Origin of the sequence: Nocardioides furvisabuli, from assembly GCF_021083185.1 — a bacterium.
In the GTDB taxonomy this organism is placed as follows: domain Bacteria; phylum Actinomycetota; class Actinomycetes; order Propionibacteriales; family Nocardioidaceae; genus Nocardioides; species Nocardioides furvisabuli.
The window spans coordinates 318,429-337,559 of the sequence record NZ_JAIGQB010000005.1 but is presented as its reverse complement, the minus strand read 5'-3'; the positions used below and the strand labels follow the sequence as shown (position 1 = coordinate 337,559).

The window sequence follows — 19,131 nt, the reverse complement described above, 5'->3', positions numbered from 1 at the left end:
TTCGGACCATGGCGAAGAAGAGGTGGTCCGACATGACCCCGACCCAGAAGAGGATCGTCGTCGTGACGGGGATCGCGGAGGTCGCCCTCACCGCGTGGTGCCTGCGCGACCTCAAGCAGCGACCCGCCGAGCTGGTGCGGGGCCCGAAGCTGCTGTGGGGTCCGGCGCTGTCGGTGCAGCCCGTGGGGCCGATCGCCTACCTGGTGTGGGGCCGCAGGCGCTGACAGGTCACCCGGCGTAGGAGACCTCGCTGGTCCAGCCGTCCTCGTCACGTGCGGCCGCCGACCAGATCGCCTCGGCGACCCGGTCGGGGGTGAAGGCACCCTCGCGGGACAGGGCACCGCGCACGGTCACCGACACCGCTCGGATGCCGTCGGGCGCGAGGGTCTTGTCCAGGCTGTGCACCAGGTTGCGCACGCCCGCCTTCTGCACGCCGAGCGACGCCGCACCCTCCCACGGGTCGTCCGCTGCCATGCTGCCCGTGACGGTGATCCGTCCGCCCGACGACATGGAGGGCCGCGCGGCCTGCACCACCGTCAGCAGCGCGCCGACGCCGAGGGCGAGGTCCTCGAGCAGCTCGGAGACCGTCAGTGCCAGCGGGTCCTTCTCGCGGAAGGCGCTGGGGTTGAAGTGCAGCACGTCGATGCGCCCGGCGTGCTCACCGAAGCGGCGTACGGCGTCGCGCGCGGCCTGCTCGTCGGTGACGTCGACGACCGCACGGTCGACCGTCGCACCGCGGGCCTCGAGACCGGGCACGAGGTCATCGATGACGGCCTGGTCCTGGCCGAGGAGGGCCACGTCGTAGCCCTCCTCGGCGAAGCGTCGGGCCACCGACCCGCTCACACCGGGACCGGCCCCGACCACCACGATCGCAGGTCTGCTCATGGCACGTTCCTACCGCATGCTCAGGGCTTGTGGGGGTGCTCCCCCGTCGGGTCGTCCGGAATCGCGTTGGGCCCCTGGGCCCCCTCCTGCACGTCGCCGGACTCGTCGTCGGGCTGGCCGGCCACCGAGTCACCGGAGCTGATCGGCTCGGGCTCGCCGCCTGCGGCGGCCAGCTCGGAGACCTGGCCGTCCTGCTCGTCGTCGTGCTTCTCGTCGTGTCCGCCGTGGTGCGTCATCTGCATCTCCTCGTGTCGGTCTCCCCAGACAAGCACCCCGACCAAGGGCGGCTCACCTGCTCGGGTGGGCGGACAACCGGATCGCGGTACGTCAGCGCCAACCGAGGTGCGGCGCGACCTGGGTCAGCACCGTCTCGAGCACGTGGGCGTTGTAGTCGACGCCGAGCTGGTTCGGCACCGTCAGCAGCAGGGTGTCGGCGGCCGCGATCGCCTCGTCGTCGGCCAGCTCCTTGACCAGGATCTCCGGCTCGGCGGCGTACGTCTTGCCGAAGACCGCGCGGAGGTTGGCCTCGATCTGGCCGAACTGGTCGGTGCTGGCGCCCTCGCGGCCGAAGTACATCCGGTCGAGGTCGGTGGTGATCGGCATGATCGACCGGCTCACCGACACGCGCGGCTCGCCGTCGTGGCCAGCCGCCTTCCACGCCTCGCGGTAGACCTCGATCTGCTTGCGCTGCTGCACGTGGAAGGGCTCGCCGGTCTCGTCCGCCTTGAGCGTCGAGCTCATCAGGTGCATGCCCTTCTCCGCCGCCCAGCGCGCGGTGGCGTCCGATGCGGCGCCCCACCAGATGCGCTCGCGCAACCCCGGTGAGTGCGGCTCGATGCGCAGGAGCCCGGGCGGGTTGGGGAACATCGGGCGCGGGTTGGGCTGGGCGAACCCCTCCCCCTCCAGCACCTGGAGGAGCACCTCGGTGTGGCGGCGGGCCATGTCGGCCTGGTCCTCGCCCTCAGCAGGGGCGTAGCCGAAGTAGCGCCAGCCCTCGATGACCTGCTCCGGTGATCCACGGCTGATGCCGAGCTGGAGGCGGCCACCGGAGATGAGGTCGGCGGAGCCGGCGTCCTCGGCCATGTAGAGCGGGTTCTCGTAGCGCATGTCGATCACGCCCGTGCCGATCTCGATGCGGCTGGTGCGGGCGCCGACTGCGGCGAGCAGCGGGAACGGCGAGGCGAGCTGCCGCGCGAAGTGGTGCACGCGGAAGTAGGCGCCGTCCGCACCCAGCTCCTCGGCGGCCACCGCGAGGTCGATCGACTGCAGGAGCGTGTCGGAGGCGCTCCGCACCGCGGACTGCGGGGAGTCGGTCCAGTGGCCGAAGTTCAGGAACCCGATCTTCTTCATGACTGGTTCAACGCTCAACCACCCGGATTGTTCCCGCCGCCGGGCGTGGTAGTCCACCGGGAAACGGTCGTTCAGGACGCTGCCTGACGACCAGGTCCCGGTGGACTACCCCTTGACCGGAACCGTCGTGCGATGTGCAATATATTGCATGCCCATCCCGGTCGACAGTCCCCCGATCCGCAGTGCCCTGCTGCGCGACACCGTCCACGACCGGCTGCGCGACCTGATCGTCGACGGCTCCCTCGCGCCGGGTGAGGTGGTCCGCGACACCGACCTGGCCGCGCGCCTCGGCGTGAGCCGTACGCCCGTGCGCGAGGCGCTGCTACGCCTGGGCGAGAGCGGCCTGGTCCGCGCCGCCCCCGGTCGCTCGACCGTCGTCGCCGAGATCGACCTCGCCGAGGTCAGGGAGGCGCACGCCGTCGTGGTCGCCATGCACCGCCTCGCCGTCGCCGAGTCGGTCGACCGGCTCACCGCCGACGACCTCGACCGGATGCGAGCGGCCAACCGTCGCTTCGCCGCCGCCATCGCCGACAGGGACACCACGGCCGCGCTCGCCGCGGACGACGACTTCCACCGGGTGGCCGTCGACGTCGCCGGCAACCGCGCGCTCGCCACCGTGCTCGACCAGTTCAGCCCGGTCGTACGCCGCCTCGAGCGCCGCCGCTTCGCCTCCCACGCCGGCACCGAGTCGGTCGGGCTGCACGACCGGCTGGTCGACGCGTGCGCGAGCGGCGACGCCGAGGCCGCGGCGGACGTGGCCTTCCGCACCTGGCAGAACCTCGCCGACCTGATTCCCGACACCGACACCGACGCCGGTGCCGACACCGACTCCCAGGAGATCCCGTGATCCTCGAGCAGTTCCCCCGCCACCCGCTCACCTTCGGCCCCTCGCCGGTCCACCACCTGAGGCGGCTCAGCGACCACCTCGCGGCCCGCGGCGGGGGCGCGCAGGTGTGGGCCAAGCGCGAGGACGTCAACAGCGGCCTGGCCTTCGGCGGCAACAAGATCCGCAAGCTGGAGTACATCGTCCCCGACGTGCTCGCGAGCGGCGCCGACACGCTCGTCTCGATCGGCGGCTTCCAGTCCAACCACACCCGTCAGGTCGCAGCGGTGGCCGCACATCTCGGCCTCAAGTGCCGCCTGGTGCAGGAGAAGTGGGTGCCGTGGGACGACCCCACCAACACGCAGGTCGGCAACATCCTGCTCAGCCGGATGATGGGCGCCGACTCGCGACTCGACCCGGCCGGCTTCGACATCGGCATCCGCGACTCGTGGAAGGACGCGATCCGGGAGGTCGAGGAGTCGGGTGGCACGCCGTACGCCATCCCGGCGGGCGCGAGCGAGCACCGCCTCGGCGGCCTCGGGTTCGCCAGCTGGGCCTTCGAGGTGGCCGAGCAGGAGAAGGCGCTGGGCCTGACGTTCGACACGATCGTGGTCTGCACCGTCACCGGCTCGACGCACGCCGGAATGATCGCCGGCTTCGCCGCGCTCGAGGACCTCACCGGCGTACGCCGCCGGGTGATCGGGATCGACGCGAGCGCCACGTTGGAGAAGACGCGCGACCAGGTCGCCCGGATCGCGCGTCACACCGCGGAGCTCATCGAGCTCGGCCGCGACCTGCGCGACGACGAGATCACGGTGCTCGAGGGTTGGGCCGGCGAGCTCTACGGCCTGCCGGTCGACTCGACGATGGAGGCGATGGCGCTCGGCGCGCAGCTCGAGGCAATGATCACCGACCCCGTCTACGAGGGGAAGTCGCTCGCCGGGCTCATCGACCTCGTCGAGTCCCGCGACATCCCGGCCGACTCGCACGTGCTCTACGCCCACCTCGGCGGGCAGCCGGCGATCAACGCCTACCACTCCCTCTGGCCGGCGCAGGGCTGAGGCCGCTCGCAGAGCTGAGGCCGCCGCACGTGTGGCAGATGTGGCCCTCCGAAGTCCGATTCGAGGGCCAGGTCCGCCGTACGTGCGGCGCTCGCTAGCGTCGGGGACATGCCGCAGCGACCCGTCGACCTCACCGCCGCCCTGGCCTGGGCCTCGTCCGAGGTCGGGTCCCCGGTCCTCACCTCCGAGCCCCTCGAGGGCGGGCTGACCTCGTCGATGCTCGCGCTGCGGCACGCGGACGGCAGCGAGTCCGTGCTGCGGCTGATGACCGACGAGCCGTGGCGCACGCACGGCGCCGAGCTCACCGCACGCGAGCGGGACGCCCAGCTCGCGATGGCCGGCACCCCGGTGCCTGCACCCACCAGCCTGGCACTCGACGCGGACGGCGCCGTGGCGGGCGTGGCCGCGCACCTGATGTCCCGCCTGCCCGGCTCGGCCACGGGCGAACCGGACGACCACGTGACGCGCGCGATGGCCGACCTGCTGGTGACGATCCACGCGCAGCGCCCGCCGCACCCGTTCCGCACCTTCCAGTCCTGGGCGTTGCCGGCGAAGTGGGAGGTGCCGGGATGGTCGCGCCGCCCCGAGTCGTGGCGTCGGGCGTTCGGGCTGCTCGCCGGACCCGCACCGGCGTACGAGCCGACGTTCCTCCATCGCGACTTCAGCCACCGCAACCTGCTGTGGTCGGACGGCGCGATCAGCGGCGTGGTCGACTGGGTGGAGACCTCGACTGGTCCCGCCTGGCTGGACGCGGCGCACGCCGCCTCGAACCTCGCCGTGGCCCACGACGTCCTGCCGGCGCGGGCCTTCCTCGAGGCGTACGCCGACGCAGCGGGCGGGCGCGGCGAAGCCTACTGGCTCGTGATGGATGCCGTCGGGTTCCTGCCGCCTCCCGGGAGGCCGCCGATGTTCGGGCGGCCCGAGCAGCTCGCGCGCCTCGACAGCTGGCTGCACGAGGTCGTCGCGCAGGTCGGGTGAGCAGACCTCAGCCGAGCGCGAGGTCGACCGCGGCGAGCGCGTGCAGCCGCGTGGTGGCGAAGACGGGTACGTCGACGTCGTCCGCACCGACCAGCAGCTCGATCTCCGTGCAGCCGAGCACGACGCCCTCGGCGCCGGCGTCCGCCAGTCGGCCGACCACCTCGACGTAGGCCGCGCGCGAGGGCTCGCGCACCACCCCGTGGACGAGCTCGTCGTAGATCACTCGGTGCACCGTCTCGAGGTCCTCGCCCGACGGCACGAGCGCCTCGACCCCGTGCGCGGCCAGGCGGTCGCGCACGAAGGACTGCTCCATGGTGAAGCGGGTGCCGAGCAGCGCCACCCGGGAGAGCCCCGCCGCGCGCACGGCGGCCGCCGTCACGTCGACGATGTGCACGAGCGGCACCGTGGTCGCAGCCTCGATCGCGTCGGCGACCTTGTGCATCGTGTTGGTGCAGAGCACGAGGCACTCCGCCCCCGCCGCCTCGAGCGCCGCGGCCTCGCCGGCGAGCAGCTCCCCGGCAGCGACCCACTCCCCCGCCGCCTGCATCGCCTCGACCTCCGCGAAGTCCACCGACGACATCACGACGCGCGCCGAGTGATAGCCCCCGAGGCGCTCGCGCACGGCCTCGTTGATGATCGTGTAGTAGAGCGCCGAGCTCTCCCAGCTCATCCCGCCGAGAAGGCCGACCTTCCGCATCGCGTGCGCCATGGCGGCCATTGAACACCGACCGGGGGCGGTGACCCGGTCTGGCGTGGCCGCATGGTGGCACCGCTGGTCACGGCGGGGCGGCTTCCCCCGGGTCGTGGGGCGCCGCGCCCCCTGATCACCACGTGCCGGTCTCGCAGCCCGGGCACGGCGAGTTCTCGCGACGGCGCGGTCAGAGCCGCGAGAGAAGCCGCGCGACGTCGCGGCGCACGGCTCGCACGAGCCCGTGCGCCTGCGCATCCCCCGGTGGACGGGCAGCCGGCACCACAACCGGCGGCGCGAGGGCAGTCAGCTCCTCAGCCGTGGGTCTCCGGCCGTGCTGGCGGATGAAGTGGTGGACGAGGCAGTGGTCCTCTGCCGTCGCAAGGGGAGTCAGTTCGTCGCTGCTCATCGGGGTGCCTTCCCGTCATGCAGGTGCCGGCGCCACTGCTCGACGCCGCGTCCTCCGGTACCCCCTGGGGGTTGCCGCATGCGGCGGGAGGGACAGCCGCAGGACCTTGTGCCAGGCGCTGGCGACCTGCCGCCACAGCGGAGCGGTGTTGTAGGTCAGGCCGTGACGCTCGAAGAGCTCACGGACAGGGCCGGCCAGCTCGCCATAGCGGTTGCTCGGCAGGTCCGGGAAGAGGTGGTGCTCGATCTGGTGCGAGAGGTTGCCGCACAGCACGTGGAGCAGCGGCGGGCCGGAGATGTCGGCGGAGCCCAGCATCTGGCGGAGGTACCACCGTCCGCGCGTCTCGTGCGCGTCGACCTCTTCGACCTCGAAGGTCTCCACGCCCTCGGGGAAGTGCCCGCACATGATCACCGAGTGGCTCCAGACGTTGCGCGCCAGGTTGGCCACCAGGTTGGCGGTCAGGGTGGTGCGGGCCGAGCCCGCCGGCGCCGACAGCAGCGGGTGCAGGACGTAGTCGCGGAACGCGCTGCGCCCGGCCCGACGCCCGGTCGTGCGCATCTCCTCCTTCTGCTCCGGTGTGAAGCCCGTGCCGGAGCGCAGTGACTCGCCCAGGTCCAGGTCGTACATCGCGATGCCGTACTCGAAGATGCAGGCGTTCACCAGGTTCCACAGCGGCTGCGCGAGGTGCCGCGGCTCCCACTCCTGCGCCTCGTCCACGCGCAGGATGCCGTAGCCGAGGTCGTTGTCCATGCCGAGCACGTTTGTGTTGGCGTGGTGGCGGTCGTTGTGCGCTCGCTGCCACTGCGCAGGGGCCGAGGCGTGGTCCCACTCCCACGTCGAGGAGTGGATCCGCGGGTCGCGCATCCAGTCCCACTGTCCGTGCAGCACGTTGTGCCCGATCTCCATGTTGTCCAGCACCTTGGAGAGCGCCAGCGAGGTGGTGCCGAGCCACCAGGCGACGCGGCTGCGGCTGCCGAGCAGGACCACGCGCCCGCCGACCTCGAGGCACCGCTGGACCGCGATCACCCGCCGGACGTACGCCGCGTCGCGGGCGCCACGGTCGGCCAGCACCTCCTCGCGCAGGGCGTCCAGGGTGCGGCCGATCTCCTCGACCTCGGCGTCCGTGAGGTCGGCGGACGAGCGTCGGAGCGGGGAGTGCTGCAGGAAGGCCATCGCTCCCAGTGCCCTGCACGTGCGGATGCCATGCATCTCCTGGACTGCTTCCGAGCAGGTGGGGTGCGAGTCGCGCAACGGGGTACGTGAGTGTGTACTGACTGTTCGTCGACGAGAGGATCATCGTGAAGCCCACCAGCCTGGTCTCCGGAGTCATCACGCTCCCCGCCCACGTCGCCGCGGCCGCGGCGGGCACGGCGGCCGGCATCGCCACGTCAGGCGTACGCACGACCGCACGCGTCCTCGGCTGGGCCGTCGGCCGCGTCACCGGACCGCCTCCGCAACAGTCGCGGTGGGCGGCCAGCACGGACGTGCCGCCCCCGGCGCGGAAGGCACCGGCGCCCCGGAAGGCCCCGTCGAAGAAGGCAGCCGTGATGGCGCCCGCGCTCGGGCTGACCGAGGCGGAGGCGGAGGACGTCCTGCGCACTCCGTCGGGCATCCCGGCGGCCGGGGACGGCATCAACCCCGACACCACCGAGACCGACCTCCACCAGCCGGGCACCGAGCCGCTGATGGATCCCGCCACGGTGAAGGCCGTGAAGAGTGAGTCCGACGTGCTGCGCCGGGCCGCGGACCCCGACAAGGGCTGACCCGGCGTCAGGCAGCGCCCTATCCTCGGCACATGCACCGCATCTTCGCCACGAGCGTCGCCTCGGTCTACCCCCACTACGTGGCGAAGGCCGAGCGCAAGGGACGCACCCGGGCGGAGGTCGACGAGGTGATCGAGTGGCTGACCGGCTTCGACGCCGCGACCCTGGCGGACCACCTCGCGCAGGGCACCACCTTCGCGGACTTCTTCGACCAGGCGCACCTCAACCCCCACGTGGACCAGATCACCGGGTCCGTGTGCGGGGTCAAGGTGCAGGAGGTCGAGGACCCGCTGATGCGGCAGATCCGCTACCTCGACAAGCTCGTCGACGAGCTGGCCAAGGGCCGCCCGATGGAGAAAGTGCTGCGCGGCTGAAGACGCTCACTCCTCGCCGCGCTGGCGGCGCAACCAGGTGATCGGGTCTCCGTCGTCGACCGCGACGCCGAGGCCGCGCAGCAGGTGGCGGGCCAGCTGGCGTCGCGCGGCGGCGTACGTCACCACGTGGGCGAAGACGCTGGCCATCACGAAGCTCTCCGGAGGGTCGCAGAGGGCGTCGACGAGCCGGTCGTCCCACGCTCCCCTGCTGTCGAGGTCGCGGACCGTCGCCAGCCAGCGCGATGCCACGGCGTCGTGGCGCGCGAGCAGGCCGGCCGGGCTGGTGTCGCCGCCCTGCGGGAGGTCAGCTCCCTCGATCGCGGCCAGCCAGATCTCCTTGGTGGCGACCAGGTGCTCGAGCAGCTCGGCCAGCGTCTCGTCGCTGCCGTCGAAGCCGAGCACCTGCAGGCCCGGGAGCCGGGTCGCGGCGTAGTCGTCGGGCGCGACCCCCTGCGCGAGGTCGACCAGGTGGCGGGTGTCGTCGAGGTCGTGGCGGACGAGGTGCTCGGTGACCGGGTTCATCGCGTGCTCCGTGGACTGGACCCACAAGGACGTGGGCGGGTGGAAGTGGATGCCGTTCGGCGACGGAAGCCAGTGGCCGGCCGCCGGCGTGCTCGGCGGGTGCCCGAAGGCGCGCGAGTAGGCGCGGGCGAAGCCCTCCACCGACTCGTAGCCCGCCTCGAAGGCGGCCTCGGTGACGCTCGTGCCGCCGGAGAGGCGCCAGGCCGCGCGCTCGAGCACCACCCGGCGCCGCATCGCGACCGGGGGCTCCCCCGCATCGCGTCGCAGCAGGCGGTTGAAGTGGTGGGGCGAGGAATGTGCGCGCGACGCCATGTCGGCGAGCGTGGCGTCCTCCCCGTCGAGGACGGCGTCGAGGAGCTCGCGGAGGCGGTCACGACCGGGCGCGTTCATGCGGTCCAGTCTGCGACACCCCGCACCCGTCGGACCCGACCGGAATTGCCGCCGTCAGGCTCGGCCGGCGGGCACCTCGAGCACCACGCTCCGCACGGGGTTGTCGAACTCCGTGGTGCGCAGCGAGACCTGCACCTTCCAGTCACCGCCGGTCGGCAGCACGACCTCCCCGGAGTAGACGCCCGGTCCCTGGTTGGTCAGCGCCACCTCGCCGAGGTCGGTCTCCTCGGTGGACAAGCTCACCCGCGGCGCCTCGAAGCCCTCGGCCGGCTCACCGGCGGGATCGGTCATGGTGAGGGTCAGCGTCGCCGGCCCGATGCCCAGCGGGTCGAGCACCACCTCGGCGGAGATGTCGTCGAGGCGCACCACCTCGCTCCCGGACTGCTCCACGGCCACGGGGGTCCCGGTGGAGGTGTCCGGCCCGGGGCTGCGGTCCACGAGGAAACCGGTCACGAGCAGCACGGCCACCAGCACGCCCGCCTCGGCGAGCGTCGTCCGCACCAGCACCGCCGCCGCGTCGCGCCGCTCCTCGCGTCGTGCCGCCGCGCGCAGTCGCGGCAGCACGGAGAACCTGTTCCACGCAGCGATGGCCACGGCGAGCGCGACGAGGAGCACCTTGACGAGCAGCAGCGCGCCGTAGCCGGTGTCCAGCAGCGCGCCCCACGAGCCGGCAATGCGCCACGCGAGGAACGTCCCCGCCACGACCAGCACCGCCAGGGAGCCCGCCGCCCACGTGGAGAAGCGGGCCAGCACGACCGCGCCGGAGTCGTCGCGCGCGGCGAGGTCCCCCAGCACGAGGCCGACGGCGACGAGGCCGCCGAGCCACAGCGCGCCTGCGACGAGGTGCAGCACGTCGACACCGATCACCAGCGCCTGCGGACCGGCCGCGCGCGTGTGGCCGGTCAGCGAGGGTGCGACAAGGGCGACCGTGCAGCCGAGCAGGACGAGCCCGGCGCGCCTGCGGTCCGGGGCCCGGACGAGGAGCGCGAGGACCGCGAGGCCCAGCCCGAGGGTGACGGCGAGCGGTACGGCGTACTCCTCCGCAGCCAGGGCCGACCAGGTCGCCTGGTCGCCGAGGGCCGAGGCGCCCACGCCGAGCTGGTAGAGGGCGACGAGCGGCACCGCCGCCCACCACCCGACGACCGCGACGACCACGGCGGGACCGACCTTGCGCCGGAGCCTGACCCGAACCCCGTCGGCGGGCGCGGACAACGGGAGGAACAGGACCGAGAAGAGCGCCACCCCGGCCCCGACCAGCAGGCCGAGGTAGCCCAGCCACCGCGAGACACCGAGCAGCAGCGGGGCCTCGGTGTCGGCGTCCGCGTCCGCGGTGGGCACGTCGACCACGTCGCTGGGAGCACCGACGGAGTAGCTGAGCGAGCCGCCGATCGGGTGACCGTCCGCGGACACCAGCCGCCACAGGACGACCAGGGTGCCGTCGCCGACCTCCTCCTCGAGGGCCACGACGAGCTCGGCGTCGCGCACCGACGCCGACGAGGCGACCTCGGTGCCGGTCGCGTCGAAGACGCGGATCCCGGCGGGCACCCCGATCACGGTCTCGTCGAAGGTGAAGGTCACCTGCTCGGGCGCGGTCTCGAGCACCGCACCCTGCGCCGGGTCCGACCCGATGAGCGTGGCGTGGGCCGCGGCCGGTGACGCCGGGACGACGAGCAGCAAGGCACCCAGGCAGGCGAGCAGCAGCCAGGCTGCCGCGCAGGTGCGGGCCATGCGGACTCCTCGGGCGCGGTGGGTGATGACCGCGCTCACCCAACCAGCCGACCGAGCCGTTGTCACCCACGACACCTGGTGGCAGTCGGACCTCCTCATCGAGGCCCTGCCGAGCGCGCGCACCCACCCCTGCTGAGGCGCGGGAGTACGGTGTGGATCCCTGGACCAGACCCCGTGTGAGCGAGGACGTGTGAACGCAGCACCCGGCACCGACACCCCGTCGGGCACCGTCCGCGAGCGCTCGACGCGCCAGTTCCGCGCGGTGCGTGACGAGCTGGGACGCAGCAACGACTTCCGCAGCGCGCGGGACATCCACGCAGCCGTGCGCGCCGGCGGGTCGCCGGTGGGGCTCGCCACCGTCTACCGCGCCCTCCAGACCCTCGTCGACACCCAGCAGGCCGACGTGCTGCGCGGCGAGGGCGGCGAGGCGCGCTACCGCGCGTGCGGCGAGAGCCACCACCACCACCTGGTGTGCCGCTCCTGCGGCGCGACCGCGGAGGTCAGCGGTCCGGCCGTCGAGCAGTGGGCCGACGACATCGCCGCGCAGCACGGCTTCAGCGACGTCAGCCACACCCTGGAGCTGTTCGGGACCTGCTCGACCTGCCGGGGGCGCACCCCCGCCCAGGGCTAGCGCCCCGCTGCGACCGGCCGCCTCGAGGCCGTCGAAGGTCCGGGGTATTCGGCCTTCGCCTCTGTGTCATACTGAGAACGATTCTCGTTTTCAGGAGGAGACATGAAGCCCCCCATCCATCCGTACTACGGTCCCGTCGCGTTCCGCGACCGCGGCACCGGACACGTGTTCGTGACGCGCTCGACGCTCGCCGGCCGTGACAGCGACGCCCGCGTCGAGGTCGACGGGGTGTCCTACCCCGTCGTCGACGTGGACGTCTCGAGCGACAGCCACCCGTTCTGGACCGGCACCGCCCGCACGCTCGACAGCGAGGGCCGCGTCGAGAAGTTCCAGCGCCGCTACGGCGGGCGCGCATGAGGACCGCGCTCGTGGTGGTCACCGGCGTCGATCCCGTCGCGATGGACTCGACGCTCATGACCCTGGCCTGGGACCTGCCCCGGACGGTGTCGGTGCGCCACCGCATCGACCCGCACTCGCAGGTCCTCACCCGCACCGTCAGCGACGTGTCCGGCGTCCTCGAGCAGGTGCACGTCCAGCTCGAGCACGCCTGCGTGGGCTGTGCCCTGCGCGAGGACATCCTGCCGACGCTCGAGCGCCTCGCCCGCGACCCGCGGTGGGGCACGATCGTCGCGGGTCTCCCGACCGGGACCGAGGCGACGACGCTCGCCCACGCGCTCGGCACCGACAGCCGCCTGGCCCGACACCTCCAGCTCAGCAGCGTGGTGGCCGCCGTCGCCACCGGCGACGTGGTCCGCGACCTGCTGAGCGACGACCTGCTGCGCGAGCGCGACGCCCACTCCAACCCCGGCGACGACCGCGGCGTCGGGGAGGTGGCCTGCGCCCAGATCGAGCTCGCCGACCACGTGGTCCTGGAGTCCGACCCGGGCCCGGAGGCACGTGACCTCGTCCGCGCCCTCGCCCGGCCCGGCGTGCCCCTCCTCATGGGCGTCGACCAGGTCGACGCCGTGGCACTGACCACCGGGAGGCACCACGGCACCCTCGCCCGCACGTGGTGCTCGCCCGAGCTCGAGACCGAGCTCCCCGCGCTGCCGCCTGGGCGGGCGTGGCGTCTCGACCTGTGCTCGCCGCGCCCGTTCCACCCCGACCGGCTCCTCGACCAGATCGAGCGCCTCGGCGGCGGTCCTCACCGCTCGCGCGGCTCCTTCTGGGTGCCGACCCGGCCCGGCGACCAGCTCGAGTGGTCAGGTGCGGGCGGCCAGCTCAGCATCGGCTGCTACCGCCCCTGGGGACGGCGTATGCCGGTGACCCGGCTGCTCGTCACCGGCATCGGCACCCCACCCGACGACCTCGGTGCAGCCTTCGAGGACGTCCTGCTCACCCCCGCCGAGGCGATCCTCGACCACCGCCGCTGGGACGTCCGCGAGGACGGCCTCGAGCCCTGGCTCGGCGACATCCGCGACGTCGCCTGACCACCCGAGACGAAGGACGGACAGACCCATGGCAGTTCCCAAGCGACGTACGTCGCGCAGCAACACCCGCCACCGCCGCTCGGCGTGGAAGGCGACCCGGCCCGACCTCGTGCCGATCAGCGTGGACGGGGAGACCCACCACGTCCCGCGCCGACTGGTGCGCGCCGTCGAGCGCGGCTACGTCAGCCCCGACCCCAGGAGGACCCGATGAAGGTGCGCAACTCGATCCGCTCGGTGAAGAACCAGCCCGGGTCGCAGGTCGTGCGCCGTCGCGGCCGCACCGTGACCCTCACCCTGAGCGCACGCGGCATCAAGACCGTCGACCAGCGCGGCGTCGACGCCGTGGTCGCCGACATCCTCGCCCACGTGCAGTTCAGGGAGGAGCGCTGATGGCCAAGAAGTCGAAGGTCGTGGCCAACGAGCGCCGCACGCAGACCGTAGCCCACTACGCCGAGCGTCGCGCCGCGCTGAAGGAGACGGTCCGCACGGCCGCCACACCCCAGGAGCGGGACGCCGCCGTGCGCGCCCTGGGTCGGCTCCCCCGCGACGCCAGCCCGGTGCGGGTGCGCAACCGCGACCAGGTCGACGGGCGCCCCCGCGGCTATGTCGGCAAGGTGGGGCTCTCACGCATCAACCTGCGCCGCCTCGCGCATGCCGGCGAGCTGCCGGGGTTCACGACGTCGTCCTGGTAGCAACCGGCGGCGGACGTCGCGAGCAGGTCCGTGACAGTGTGGATGCGCCAGGTCGCCGGCGCGGGCCATGGCGTCGACCCGAGGAGGAGATCACGTGTTCTTCGACAGCTGGACCGGCCTGGTCCGCGTGGTGGTGGCCGGGACGAGCGCCTACGCCGCGCTGGTCCTGCTCCTGCGAGTCAGCGGCAAGCGCACCCTCGCCAAGCTGAACGCCTTCGACTTCGTCGTCACGGTCGCCCTCGGCTCCACGCTCGCCACCATCGTCCTGTCCTCCTCCGTCGCTCTCGTCGAGGGCGTGACCGCGCTGGCCCTGCTGGTCGCGCTGCAGTACGTCGTCGCGTGGGCATCGGTGCGTAGCCCGCGCGTCGAACGCCTCGTGAAGTCGGAGCCGACCCTCCTCTACCGCGACGGGTTCCTGATGGGCGCGATGCGCCGCCAGCGAGTCACGGTGGACGAGGTCGTGCAGGCAGCCCGCGGGCAGGGGCACGCCGATCTCGGGTCGGTCGCCGCCGTCGTCCTGGAGACCGACGGATCGCTGAGCTTCCTGGCGGACCCACCGGCCGGGGAGCTGCGCTGACGGGTCGACCATCCGGCCCACGACACCGCGCCACGGACGTACGCTCGACACCATGAGCCGGCAGGCCTGGACTCGCGCGGTACGCACCGCGGCCGGCTTCGTGGCGTGCGGACTGGTCGCAGCGACCCTCGCCGCGCCCGTGGCGGCCGAGCGGGCGCTCGAGGGGGTCCGGTTCTCCGACCGGCTCGGGAGCGTCCCGGTCGAGGTGTCGCTGGCCCACAACGGCGTGTCCACGTTCGACACGGGGATCCTGGGCAGCCTCTACTGGGAGCGCACCGGCGTCGGCGGGTTCGGCGCCGTCATCCGAGCGACGGGACCGCCCCAGGCCGGCGGCACGCTGTCGTCCTACGTGAGCCCGGAGTTCGTCGAGGCCAACTCTCTCTTCCTGAGCGATCCCGACGAGACGGCGCGCACCTACGGCGACGAGCTGCGGGCACTGCTGTGGCGACGCTTCCTGCTGCTCGAGATCGCCGCAGGACTCGCGGGTGGCCTGCTCCTGATGATGATCCTCAGCGCGCGACCTCCCGTCGCGCCGGGTCTGCGGCGCGGTGCGCGCATCGCGACCGGCCTGCTCGCCCTCGGGCTGGGGCTGGCGTCGTCGGCCGCCACGGCCGCGTGGCTCTTCGACCGCTGGAGCGGCAGCGTCGAACCCGAGCAGACCTACCCGATGCCGGGCATCGACGAGCTGTCCTTCAGCAGCCCCGAGGCCCTCGAGATCGCGCGCCAGGTCCGGCCGTTCATCTCGAAGAACACCGACCGCATCCGTGAGCGGGTCGCAGCGTTCGAGGCCACCGCCGAGGCGGGCCTCCTCGCGACGGTCCCGGTCCGCGCGGACGCGCTGTCGCCGCGGGAGGGGGAGGTCGTCGTCGTCGCCGAGGCCGACCCCCAGGGCAGCCTGGTCGGCACGAGGGTCCGGACCACCCTGTACGCCCTGCTCCAGCAGCACCTGTCCGAGGGCGCCCTGGTCATGCGGACGATCTCGGGCGACGTCACGTCGAACGGCACCGTCGCCGAGGCCGGCTTCGTCGCCGCCGAGACCGGCGCGAGCGGCGACCTCCCGCTGGTCGTGGTGAAGGGCGACCACGACACCGAGACCACGATGGAGCAGCTGGCCGACAACGGGGTCATCAACCCCGATGCCGACGTCGCCTCCGTCGGGGGCCTGGACGTCGTGGGTGCCGATGATCCTGCGTTCAAGGCGCTCTTCGGCGGCCTGGTGATCAACGACTCCGGGATCAGCGAGACGGCACTCGGTGCGGACCTGCGCTCCGCGCTGGACGCCGAGGATCGCGCGGAAGCCCTGGTCGTGCTGCTCCACCAGCCACGTTCCGCGGCCGGCTACATCGGCGTCGAGAGCCTCGACGAGCTCGACGACGCGCTCGGTCGCGAGACCGTGCCCTGGGACGACGGCGTGCCCGACCTCCCCCCCGGCATCATCAACATCGGCCACCTGCACGACGCAGAGGCCCCGCGGGTCATCTGGAACACCGATGGCGAGGCCGTCACCTGGACCGTCCTCAACCAGCTCGGCACCGCCGGAGGGGTCGAGGAGAACCCGACGTTCAACCGGTTCTCCACTCCCTTCTCGACGCCGCTGAAGGACCTGACGGTGCAGCTGCAGTACGTCGACGGGGCCAGCGGGCTGCAGACGGGCTACGCCCAGGTCGTCGTCTCCCCGGCCGGCGACGTCACCATCAGCGACCGCGTCGACCTGGGCCTGCCGCTCACCTCCTCGCCGCCGGCGCCATGAACCTGCGATCCCATCGCCCGGTCGAGCGTCACACCCTCGGTGGCCGGCGCGTTGTGCGTACGGTGCACGAGGACGACGTACGCACTCGAGGATCCAGGAGACAGCCGATGCAGGACGTGTCGCGATGGCGGTGAGGCGGGCCGGAGGGTCGTCCCACCACGACGGGCCGCCGGAGAGCAGGTCCCGCGAGGTGGTGATCGGCGAGGCGGTCACGTGGCTGTCCCGGTGGGCGCTGCGCTGGATCGTCATCGCAGTGGGCGCGGCGCTCCTCGGCTGGGTTCTCCAGCAGCTGTGGAGCATCGTGCTCCCGGTCCTGCTGGCGCTGATCCTGACGACGGTGCTGCAGCCTCCCGCGCGCTGGCTGGAGACCCGCCTGCGGTTCCCTCAGCTCGCCGCGGCCGCGAGCGCGGTGGCGGGTAGCCTCCTGGCCCTGGCCGGTGTCATCGTCTTCATCGCCCCGTCGGTCGCCGCCCAGGTGGGAGAGATCGCCGACAGTGCGTCCGAGGGGCTCACCCGCCTCCAGGCCTGGGTCGAGGGCAGCGACACCCTCGACGTCACGCACGCGCAGGTCGAGTCGGCCGTCGACGCCTTCCAGGAGCGCCTGCGCTCGAGCGCCAGCAGCATCGCATCCGGCGTCCTGGTGGGCGTCGGCACCATCACCTCGGCGCTCGTCAACGTGCTCGTCACCCTCGTGCTGGCGTTCTTCTTCCTCAAGGACGGGCGTTCCTTCCTGCCCTGGCTCCGGCGCACGACCGGACCGCACGTCGGCACCCACCTGACCGAGGTCGGCTCGCGGGCCTGGGACACCCTCGGCGGGTTCGTCCGCACCCAGGCGCTGGTCGGCCTCATCGACGCCGCGCTCATCGGCGCCGCGCTGCTCCTGCTCGGCGTCCCGCTGGCGGTGCCCCTGGCGGTGCTGACGTTCATCGCCGCCTTCGCGCCCATCGTCGGAGCCGTCACCGTCGGGGCGCTCGCCGTGCTCGTGGCACTGGTGACCAACGGCTGGGTGGTCGGGCTCGCGGTGCTCGTCGTCGTGCTGGTCGTCCAGCAGCTCGAGGGCAACGTGCTCCTGCCGTGGCTCCAGGGCAAGAGCCTCGACCTGCACGCAGCCGTCGTCCTCCTCGCCATCGTCCTCGGGTCCACGCTGTTCGGGGTCGCGGGCGCCTTCCTCAGCGTGCCTGTCGTCGCGGTCGGTGCGGTCGTCGCCCGCTACCTCGACGAGCGCATCGATCACGCGACGGCGGACGATCGCGTCGAGGACGACGACGCGCACGCGGGCGAGGACGCGCCGGACGCGTGACCCGGGCCGTCGGGCCGCAGCGACCTCGTGGCGACTACTTCCGCTCGCGGGAGGCGGCGATCGTGTCGGCGGCCCCGGGAACGTCGCCGCTGTCGACGACGTGCTCAGCGATGAGCGCCAGCTTCACGTTGCGATGCGACGACAGGCGCTTGAGCACGGCGAACGCCTGGTCGCTGGTGAGTCCGTAGCGGCCGCGCAGCAACCCGATGGCCTCTCCGATGGTGCGACGCGTGCGCATGCCCTCGTGCAGCTGCTCATGCTCCAGGGCGCCATGAAGAGCCACGGCTGCGTGCGCAGCGACCGCGTGCCCGTTCTCGACGTCCGGGCCGGAGAACGCGTGCGGCTGCTTCGCGTAGAGCATCAGCGCACCCAACGTCTCGCCGTCGGTGAAGAGGCGGTAGCAGAGGCACGAATGGATGCCGAGCTCGTCGACGATGCGTGCCGACCAGGTCTGCCACCGGCCGTCGGCAGCCAGGTCGTTGACGACGAGCAGGTCGAACTCGCCACGCAGCGCGTCCACCGCGGGGCCTTCGCCGAGCTCGAGCTGCAGGTGGTCGACCAGACGCAGCGCCTCGTGGCTGGCGGCGGGCGTCTCGGTGCCGTGGACGCGCGTGGCGAACACGCCAGCGAAGTCGCAGCCGCTGATCAGGTCAGTCGCCGTCCGCACCGCACGTTCGAGGGTGTGCTCGGTGTCCTTCTCCTCGGCCATGGCACGCGCTGCAGCAGCGAGCTCCCGGTTGAACCGGTCACATTCCTCGCTGTCGCAGGAGCGCTGCGCACCGTTCACAGCTCACGATTTTAGGTCGCAGGCGGGTCGCCGGAAAGACCCACAGCGGCCCTGCGAGCGACCCGGACGCAGTTCGTCCGGTCACGGGCCGCACCACAACATCCAGAGCCCCCGTTGCGGCGGGGGCTCTGGTCGGGTGTGGCTGGTGGTCAGCGGCGTCGCAGGGACAGCCCGAGCCAGGTGAACCAGAGGATGAGCCCGAGCCCGAAGACGGAGGTCGCGGCGTCGGCGGCGGCCGGGACGACCGTGGCCGTGCCCACGGCCGCGAGGCCGAGAGCGAGACCTCCGAGCGGGGCGGACAGGGTCCGGGTTCGCAGGACCGCGAATCCGACGACTGCGGCCCAGAGTGCGCCGGCGACCTCGATGCCGCCGCCGAGGGCGTCCTGGACCACGCTGGTGGAGACCCAGGTCGTGACGGCGAGGTCGGGGTCCTGCGCGTGCAGGGCCACGGCGGCGTGCTGGCCGACGAGGGCGATGCTTCCGCTGGCGATGAGCAGGCCGGACCAGATGAGTCCGAATGCTGCGGAGACCCGGGCCAGTGCGGGTGCCGGAGCGAGGCGTTGGGCGACTCCGAGCGAGACCAGCGCCATCGCGGCTCCGCCGAGGAGGTAGAGCACGAAGTACCAGGCGCCCAGCTCGCCCTGGTGGTCGCGGAGGAAGTCCAGCGATGCTGCGGGGTCGTCCACCGCAGGCGTGAAGCCGCGGGGAACGAGGTAGGCGACCATCGCGAGGAAGCCGATGACGTAGGTGCCGGCAACGACCTGGGCGGCGAGACCGGCGATGCGGACCAACGGACCCGCCGAGGCGGGAGCCGGGGCGGCACCGGTCGTGGTGGAGTCGGATCGTGTGGTGGTGATGAGTCGTGTCATGTCCCCCACCCTGCGCCGATCCGGGCGCGGCCACATCGGAGCCGGGGCCGGAACCGTCTCGTCCCCGAGGCCGGCGGGACCTGGCCGCAGGTACCGTCCGCCGACCCGGTCCTGCGTCTACGCT

24 protein-coding genes and 1 pseudogene are annotated in these 19,131 nt (G+C 72.6%); 15 read left to right on the top strand and 10 right to left on the bottom strand.

The window, feature by feature from the left end; genetic code table 11:
• Positions 1-8: 8 nt before the first annotated feature.
• On the top strand, positions 9-224 hold the full coding sequence (locus K4G59_RS12670) for a PLDc N-terminal domain-containing protein (protein WP_231251415.1): 216 nt from the start codon (positions 9-11) through the stop codon (positions 222-224).
• A 4-nt stretch (positions 225-228) separates the two neighbouring features.
• Here K4G59_RS12670 and K4G59_RS12665 read toward each other — a convergent pair whose 3' ends face one another.
• From K4G59_RS12665 to K4G59_RS12655, 3 genes are all read right to left on the bottom strand, one after another.
• On the bottom strand, positions 229-885 hold the full coding sequence (locus K4G59_RS12665; protein WP_231251414.1) for an SDR family oxidoreductase: 657 nt from the start codon (positions 883-885) through the stop codon (positions 229-231).
• 20 nt (positions 886-905) lie between these two features.
• Positions 906-1,121 carry a hypothetical protein gene (locus K4G59_RS12660; protein WP_231251413.1) on the bottom strand — a complete coding sequence of 72 codons (216 nt, stop codon included), beginning with the start codon at positions 1,119-1,121 and terminating at the stop codon, positions 906-908.
• 91 nt (positions 1,122-1,212) lie between these two features.
• On the bottom strand, positions 1,213-2,235 hold the full coding sequence (locus tag K4G59_RS12655; RefSeq protein ID WP_231251412.1) for an LLM class flavin-dependent oxidoreductase: 1,023 nt from the start codon (positions 2,233-2,235) through the stop codon (positions 1,213-1,215).
• Positions 2,236-2,383: 148 nt separating this feature from the next.
• On the opposite strand from K4G59_RS12655, the gene K4G59_RS12650 reads away from it, so the two are divergent.
• The 3 genes from K4G59_RS12650 (at position 2,384) to K4G59_RS12640 (ending at position 5,097) form a co-directional block, all read left to right on the top strand.
• Positions 2,384-3,082, top strand: a complete 699-nt coding sequence (locus K4G59_RS12650; protein ID WP_231251411.1) for a GntR family transcriptional regulator — start codon at positions 2,384-2,386, stop codon at positions 3,080-3,082.
• Complete coding sequence (locus tag K4G59_RS12645) at positions 3,079-4,119, top strand: 1-aminocyclopropane-1-carboxylate deaminase (RefSeq protein ID WP_231251410.1); 1,041 nt, start codon at positions 3,079-3,081, stop codon at positions 4,117-4,119. Before K4G59_RS12650 ends, K4G59_RS12645 begins: the two co-directional genes overlap by 4 nt.
• Positions 4,120-4,227: 108 nt before the next feature.
• Entirely contained in the window at positions 4,228-5,097 is an 870-nt protein-coding gene (locus tag K4G59_RS12640) for a phosphotransferase family protein (RefSeq protein ID WP_231251409.1), read from the top strand.
• Positions 5,098-5,104: 7 nt separating this feature from the next.
• On the opposite strand, the gene K4G59_RS12635 is transcribed toward K4G59_RS12640, so the two are convergent.
• The 3 genes from K4G59_RS12635 to K4G59_RS12625 form a co-directional block, all read right to left on the bottom strand.
• On the bottom strand, positions 5,105-5,806 hold the full coding sequence (locus tag K4G59_RS12635) for an aspartate/glutamate racemase family protein (protein WP_269210048.1): 702 nt from the start codon (positions 5,804-5,806) through the stop codon (positions 5,105-5,107).
• Between the two features lie 169 nt (positions 5,807-5,975).
• Positions 5,976-6,194, bottom strand: coding sequence for a hypothetical protein (locus tag K4G59_RS12630; protein WP_231251408.1), 219 nt, complete (start codon positions 6,192-6,194; stop codon positions 5,976-5,978).
• Positions 6,195-6,209: 15 nt separating this feature from the next.
• The gene (locus K4G59_RS12625; RefSeq protein ID WP_231251407.1) at positions 6,210-7,367 is read right to left on the bottom strand and encodes a fatty acid desaturase family protein; all 1,158 of its coding nucleotides are present in this window, start codon (positions 7,365-7,367) and stop codon (positions 6,210-6,212) included.
• Positions 7,368-7,492: 125 nt separating this feature from the next.
• On the opposite strand from K4G59_RS12625, the gene K4G59_RS12620 reads away from it, so the two are divergent.
• The gene (locus K4G59_RS12620; protein ID WP_231251406.1) at positions 7,493-7,957 is read left to right on the top strand and encodes a hypothetical protein; all 465 of its coding nucleotides are present in this window, start codon (positions 7,493-7,495) and stop codon (positions 7,955-7,957) included.
• Positions 7,958-7,989: 32 nt separating this feature from the next.
• On the top strand, positions 7,990-8,331 hold the full coding sequence (locus K4G59_RS12615; protein WP_231251405.1) for a DUF2200 domain-containing protein: 342 nt from the start codon (positions 7,990-7,992) through the stop codon (positions 8,329-8,331).
• A 6-nt stretch (positions 8,332-8,337) separates the two neighbouring features.
• On the opposite strand, the gene K4G59_RS12610 is transcribed toward K4G59_RS12615, so the two are convergent.
• The gene (locus K4G59_RS12610) at positions 8,338-9,243 is read right to left on the bottom strand and encodes a helix-turn-helix domain-containing protein (protein ID WP_231251404.1); all 906 of its coding nucleotides are present in this window, start codon (positions 9,241-9,243) and stop codon (positions 8,338-8,340) included.
• A 54-nt stretch (positions 9,244-9,297) separates the two neighbouring features.
• Complete coding sequence (locus tag K4G59_RS12605; RefSeq protein WP_231251403.1) at positions 9,298-10,971, bottom strand: copper resistance CopC/CopD family protein; 1,674 nt, start codon at positions 10,969-10,971, stop codon at positions 9,298-9,300.
• 190 nt (positions 10,972-11,161) lie between these two features.
• Here K4G59_RS12605 and K4G59_RS12600 point away from each other — a divergent pair, with 190 nt between their 5' ends.
• The 9 genes and pseudogenes from K4G59_RS12600 (at position 11,162) to K4G59_RS12560 (ending at position 17,351) form a co-directional block, all read left to right on the top strand.
• The gene (locus K4G59_RS12600) at positions 11,162-11,602 is read left to right on the top strand and encodes a Fur family transcriptional regulator (RefSeq protein WP_231251402.1); all 441 of its coding nucleotides are present in this window, start codon (positions 11,162-11,164) and stop codon (positions 11,600-11,602) included.
• Between the two features lie 102 nt (positions 11,603-11,704).
• On the top strand, positions 11,705-11,959 hold the full coding sequence (locus tag K4G59_RS12595) for a type B 50S ribosomal protein L31 (RefSeq protein WP_231251401.1): 255 nt from the start codon (positions 11,705-11,707) through the stop codon (positions 11,957-11,959).
• Positions 11,956-13,032, top strand: a complete 1,077-nt coding sequence (locus K4G59_RS12590; RefSeq protein ID WP_231251400.1) for a GTP-binding protein — start codon at positions 11,956-11,958, stop codon at positions 13,030-13,032. The genes K4G59_RS12595 and K4G59_RS12590 overlap by 4 nt, the downstream gene beginning before the upstream one ends.
• A 28-nt stretch (positions 13,033-13,060) precedes the next feature.
• A complete protein-coding gene (rpmF, locus tag K4G59_RS12585; RefSeq protein ID WP_231251399.1) occupies positions 13,061-13,243 on the top strand; it encodes a 50S ribosomal protein L32 in 183 nt (60 codons plus the stop codon).
• Positions 13,240-13,312: pseudogene (locus K4G59_RS12580) on the top strand (50S ribosomal protein L36); the annotation flags it as partial. The gene rpmF and the pseudogene K4G59_RS12580, both read left to right, overlap by 4 nt.
• Positions 13,313-13,421: 109 nt before the next feature.
• A complete protein-coding gene (gene rpsN, locus K4G59_RS12575) occupies positions 13,422-13,724 on the top strand; it encodes a 30S ribosomal protein S14 (RefSeq protein WP_231251398.1) in 303 nt (100 codons plus the stop codon).
• A gap of 94 nt (positions 13,725-13,818) precedes the next feature.
• Positions 13,819-14,301, top strand: a complete 483-nt coding sequence (locus K4G59_RS12570; protein ID WP_231251397.1) for a DUF421 domain-containing protein — start codon at positions 13,819-13,821, stop codon at positions 14,299-14,301.
• 52 nt (positions 14,302-14,353) lie between these two features.
• Complete coding sequence (locus K4G59_RS12565) at positions 14,354-16,051, top strand: metallophosphoesterase family protein (RefSeq protein WP_231251396.1); 1,698 nt, start codon at positions 14,354-14,356, stop codon at positions 16,049-16,051.
• Between the two features lie 124 nt (positions 16,052-16,175).
• Entirely contained in the window at positions 16,176-17,351 is a 1,176-nt protein-coding gene (locus K4G59_RS12560) for an AI-2E family transporter (protein ID WP_231251395.1), read from the top strand.
• Between the two features lie 34 nt (positions 17,352-17,385).
• On the opposite strand, the gene K4G59_RS12555 is transcribed toward K4G59_RS12560, so the two are convergent.
• Positions 17,386-18,138, bottom strand: a complete 753-nt coding sequence (locus tag K4G59_RS12555) for a GAF and ANTAR domain-containing protein (protein ID WP_231251394.1) — start codon at positions 18,136-18,138, stop codon at positions 17,386-17,388.
• A gap of 149 nt (positions 18,139-18,287) precedes the next feature.
• Positions 18,288-19,007: a hypothetical protein gene (locus K4G59_RS12550; RefSeq protein WP_231251393.1), complete on the bottom strand. Its 720-nt coding sequence runs from the start codon at positions 19,005-19,007 to the stop codon at positions 18,288-18,290.
• Positions 19,008-19,131: the final 124 nt, after the last annotated feature.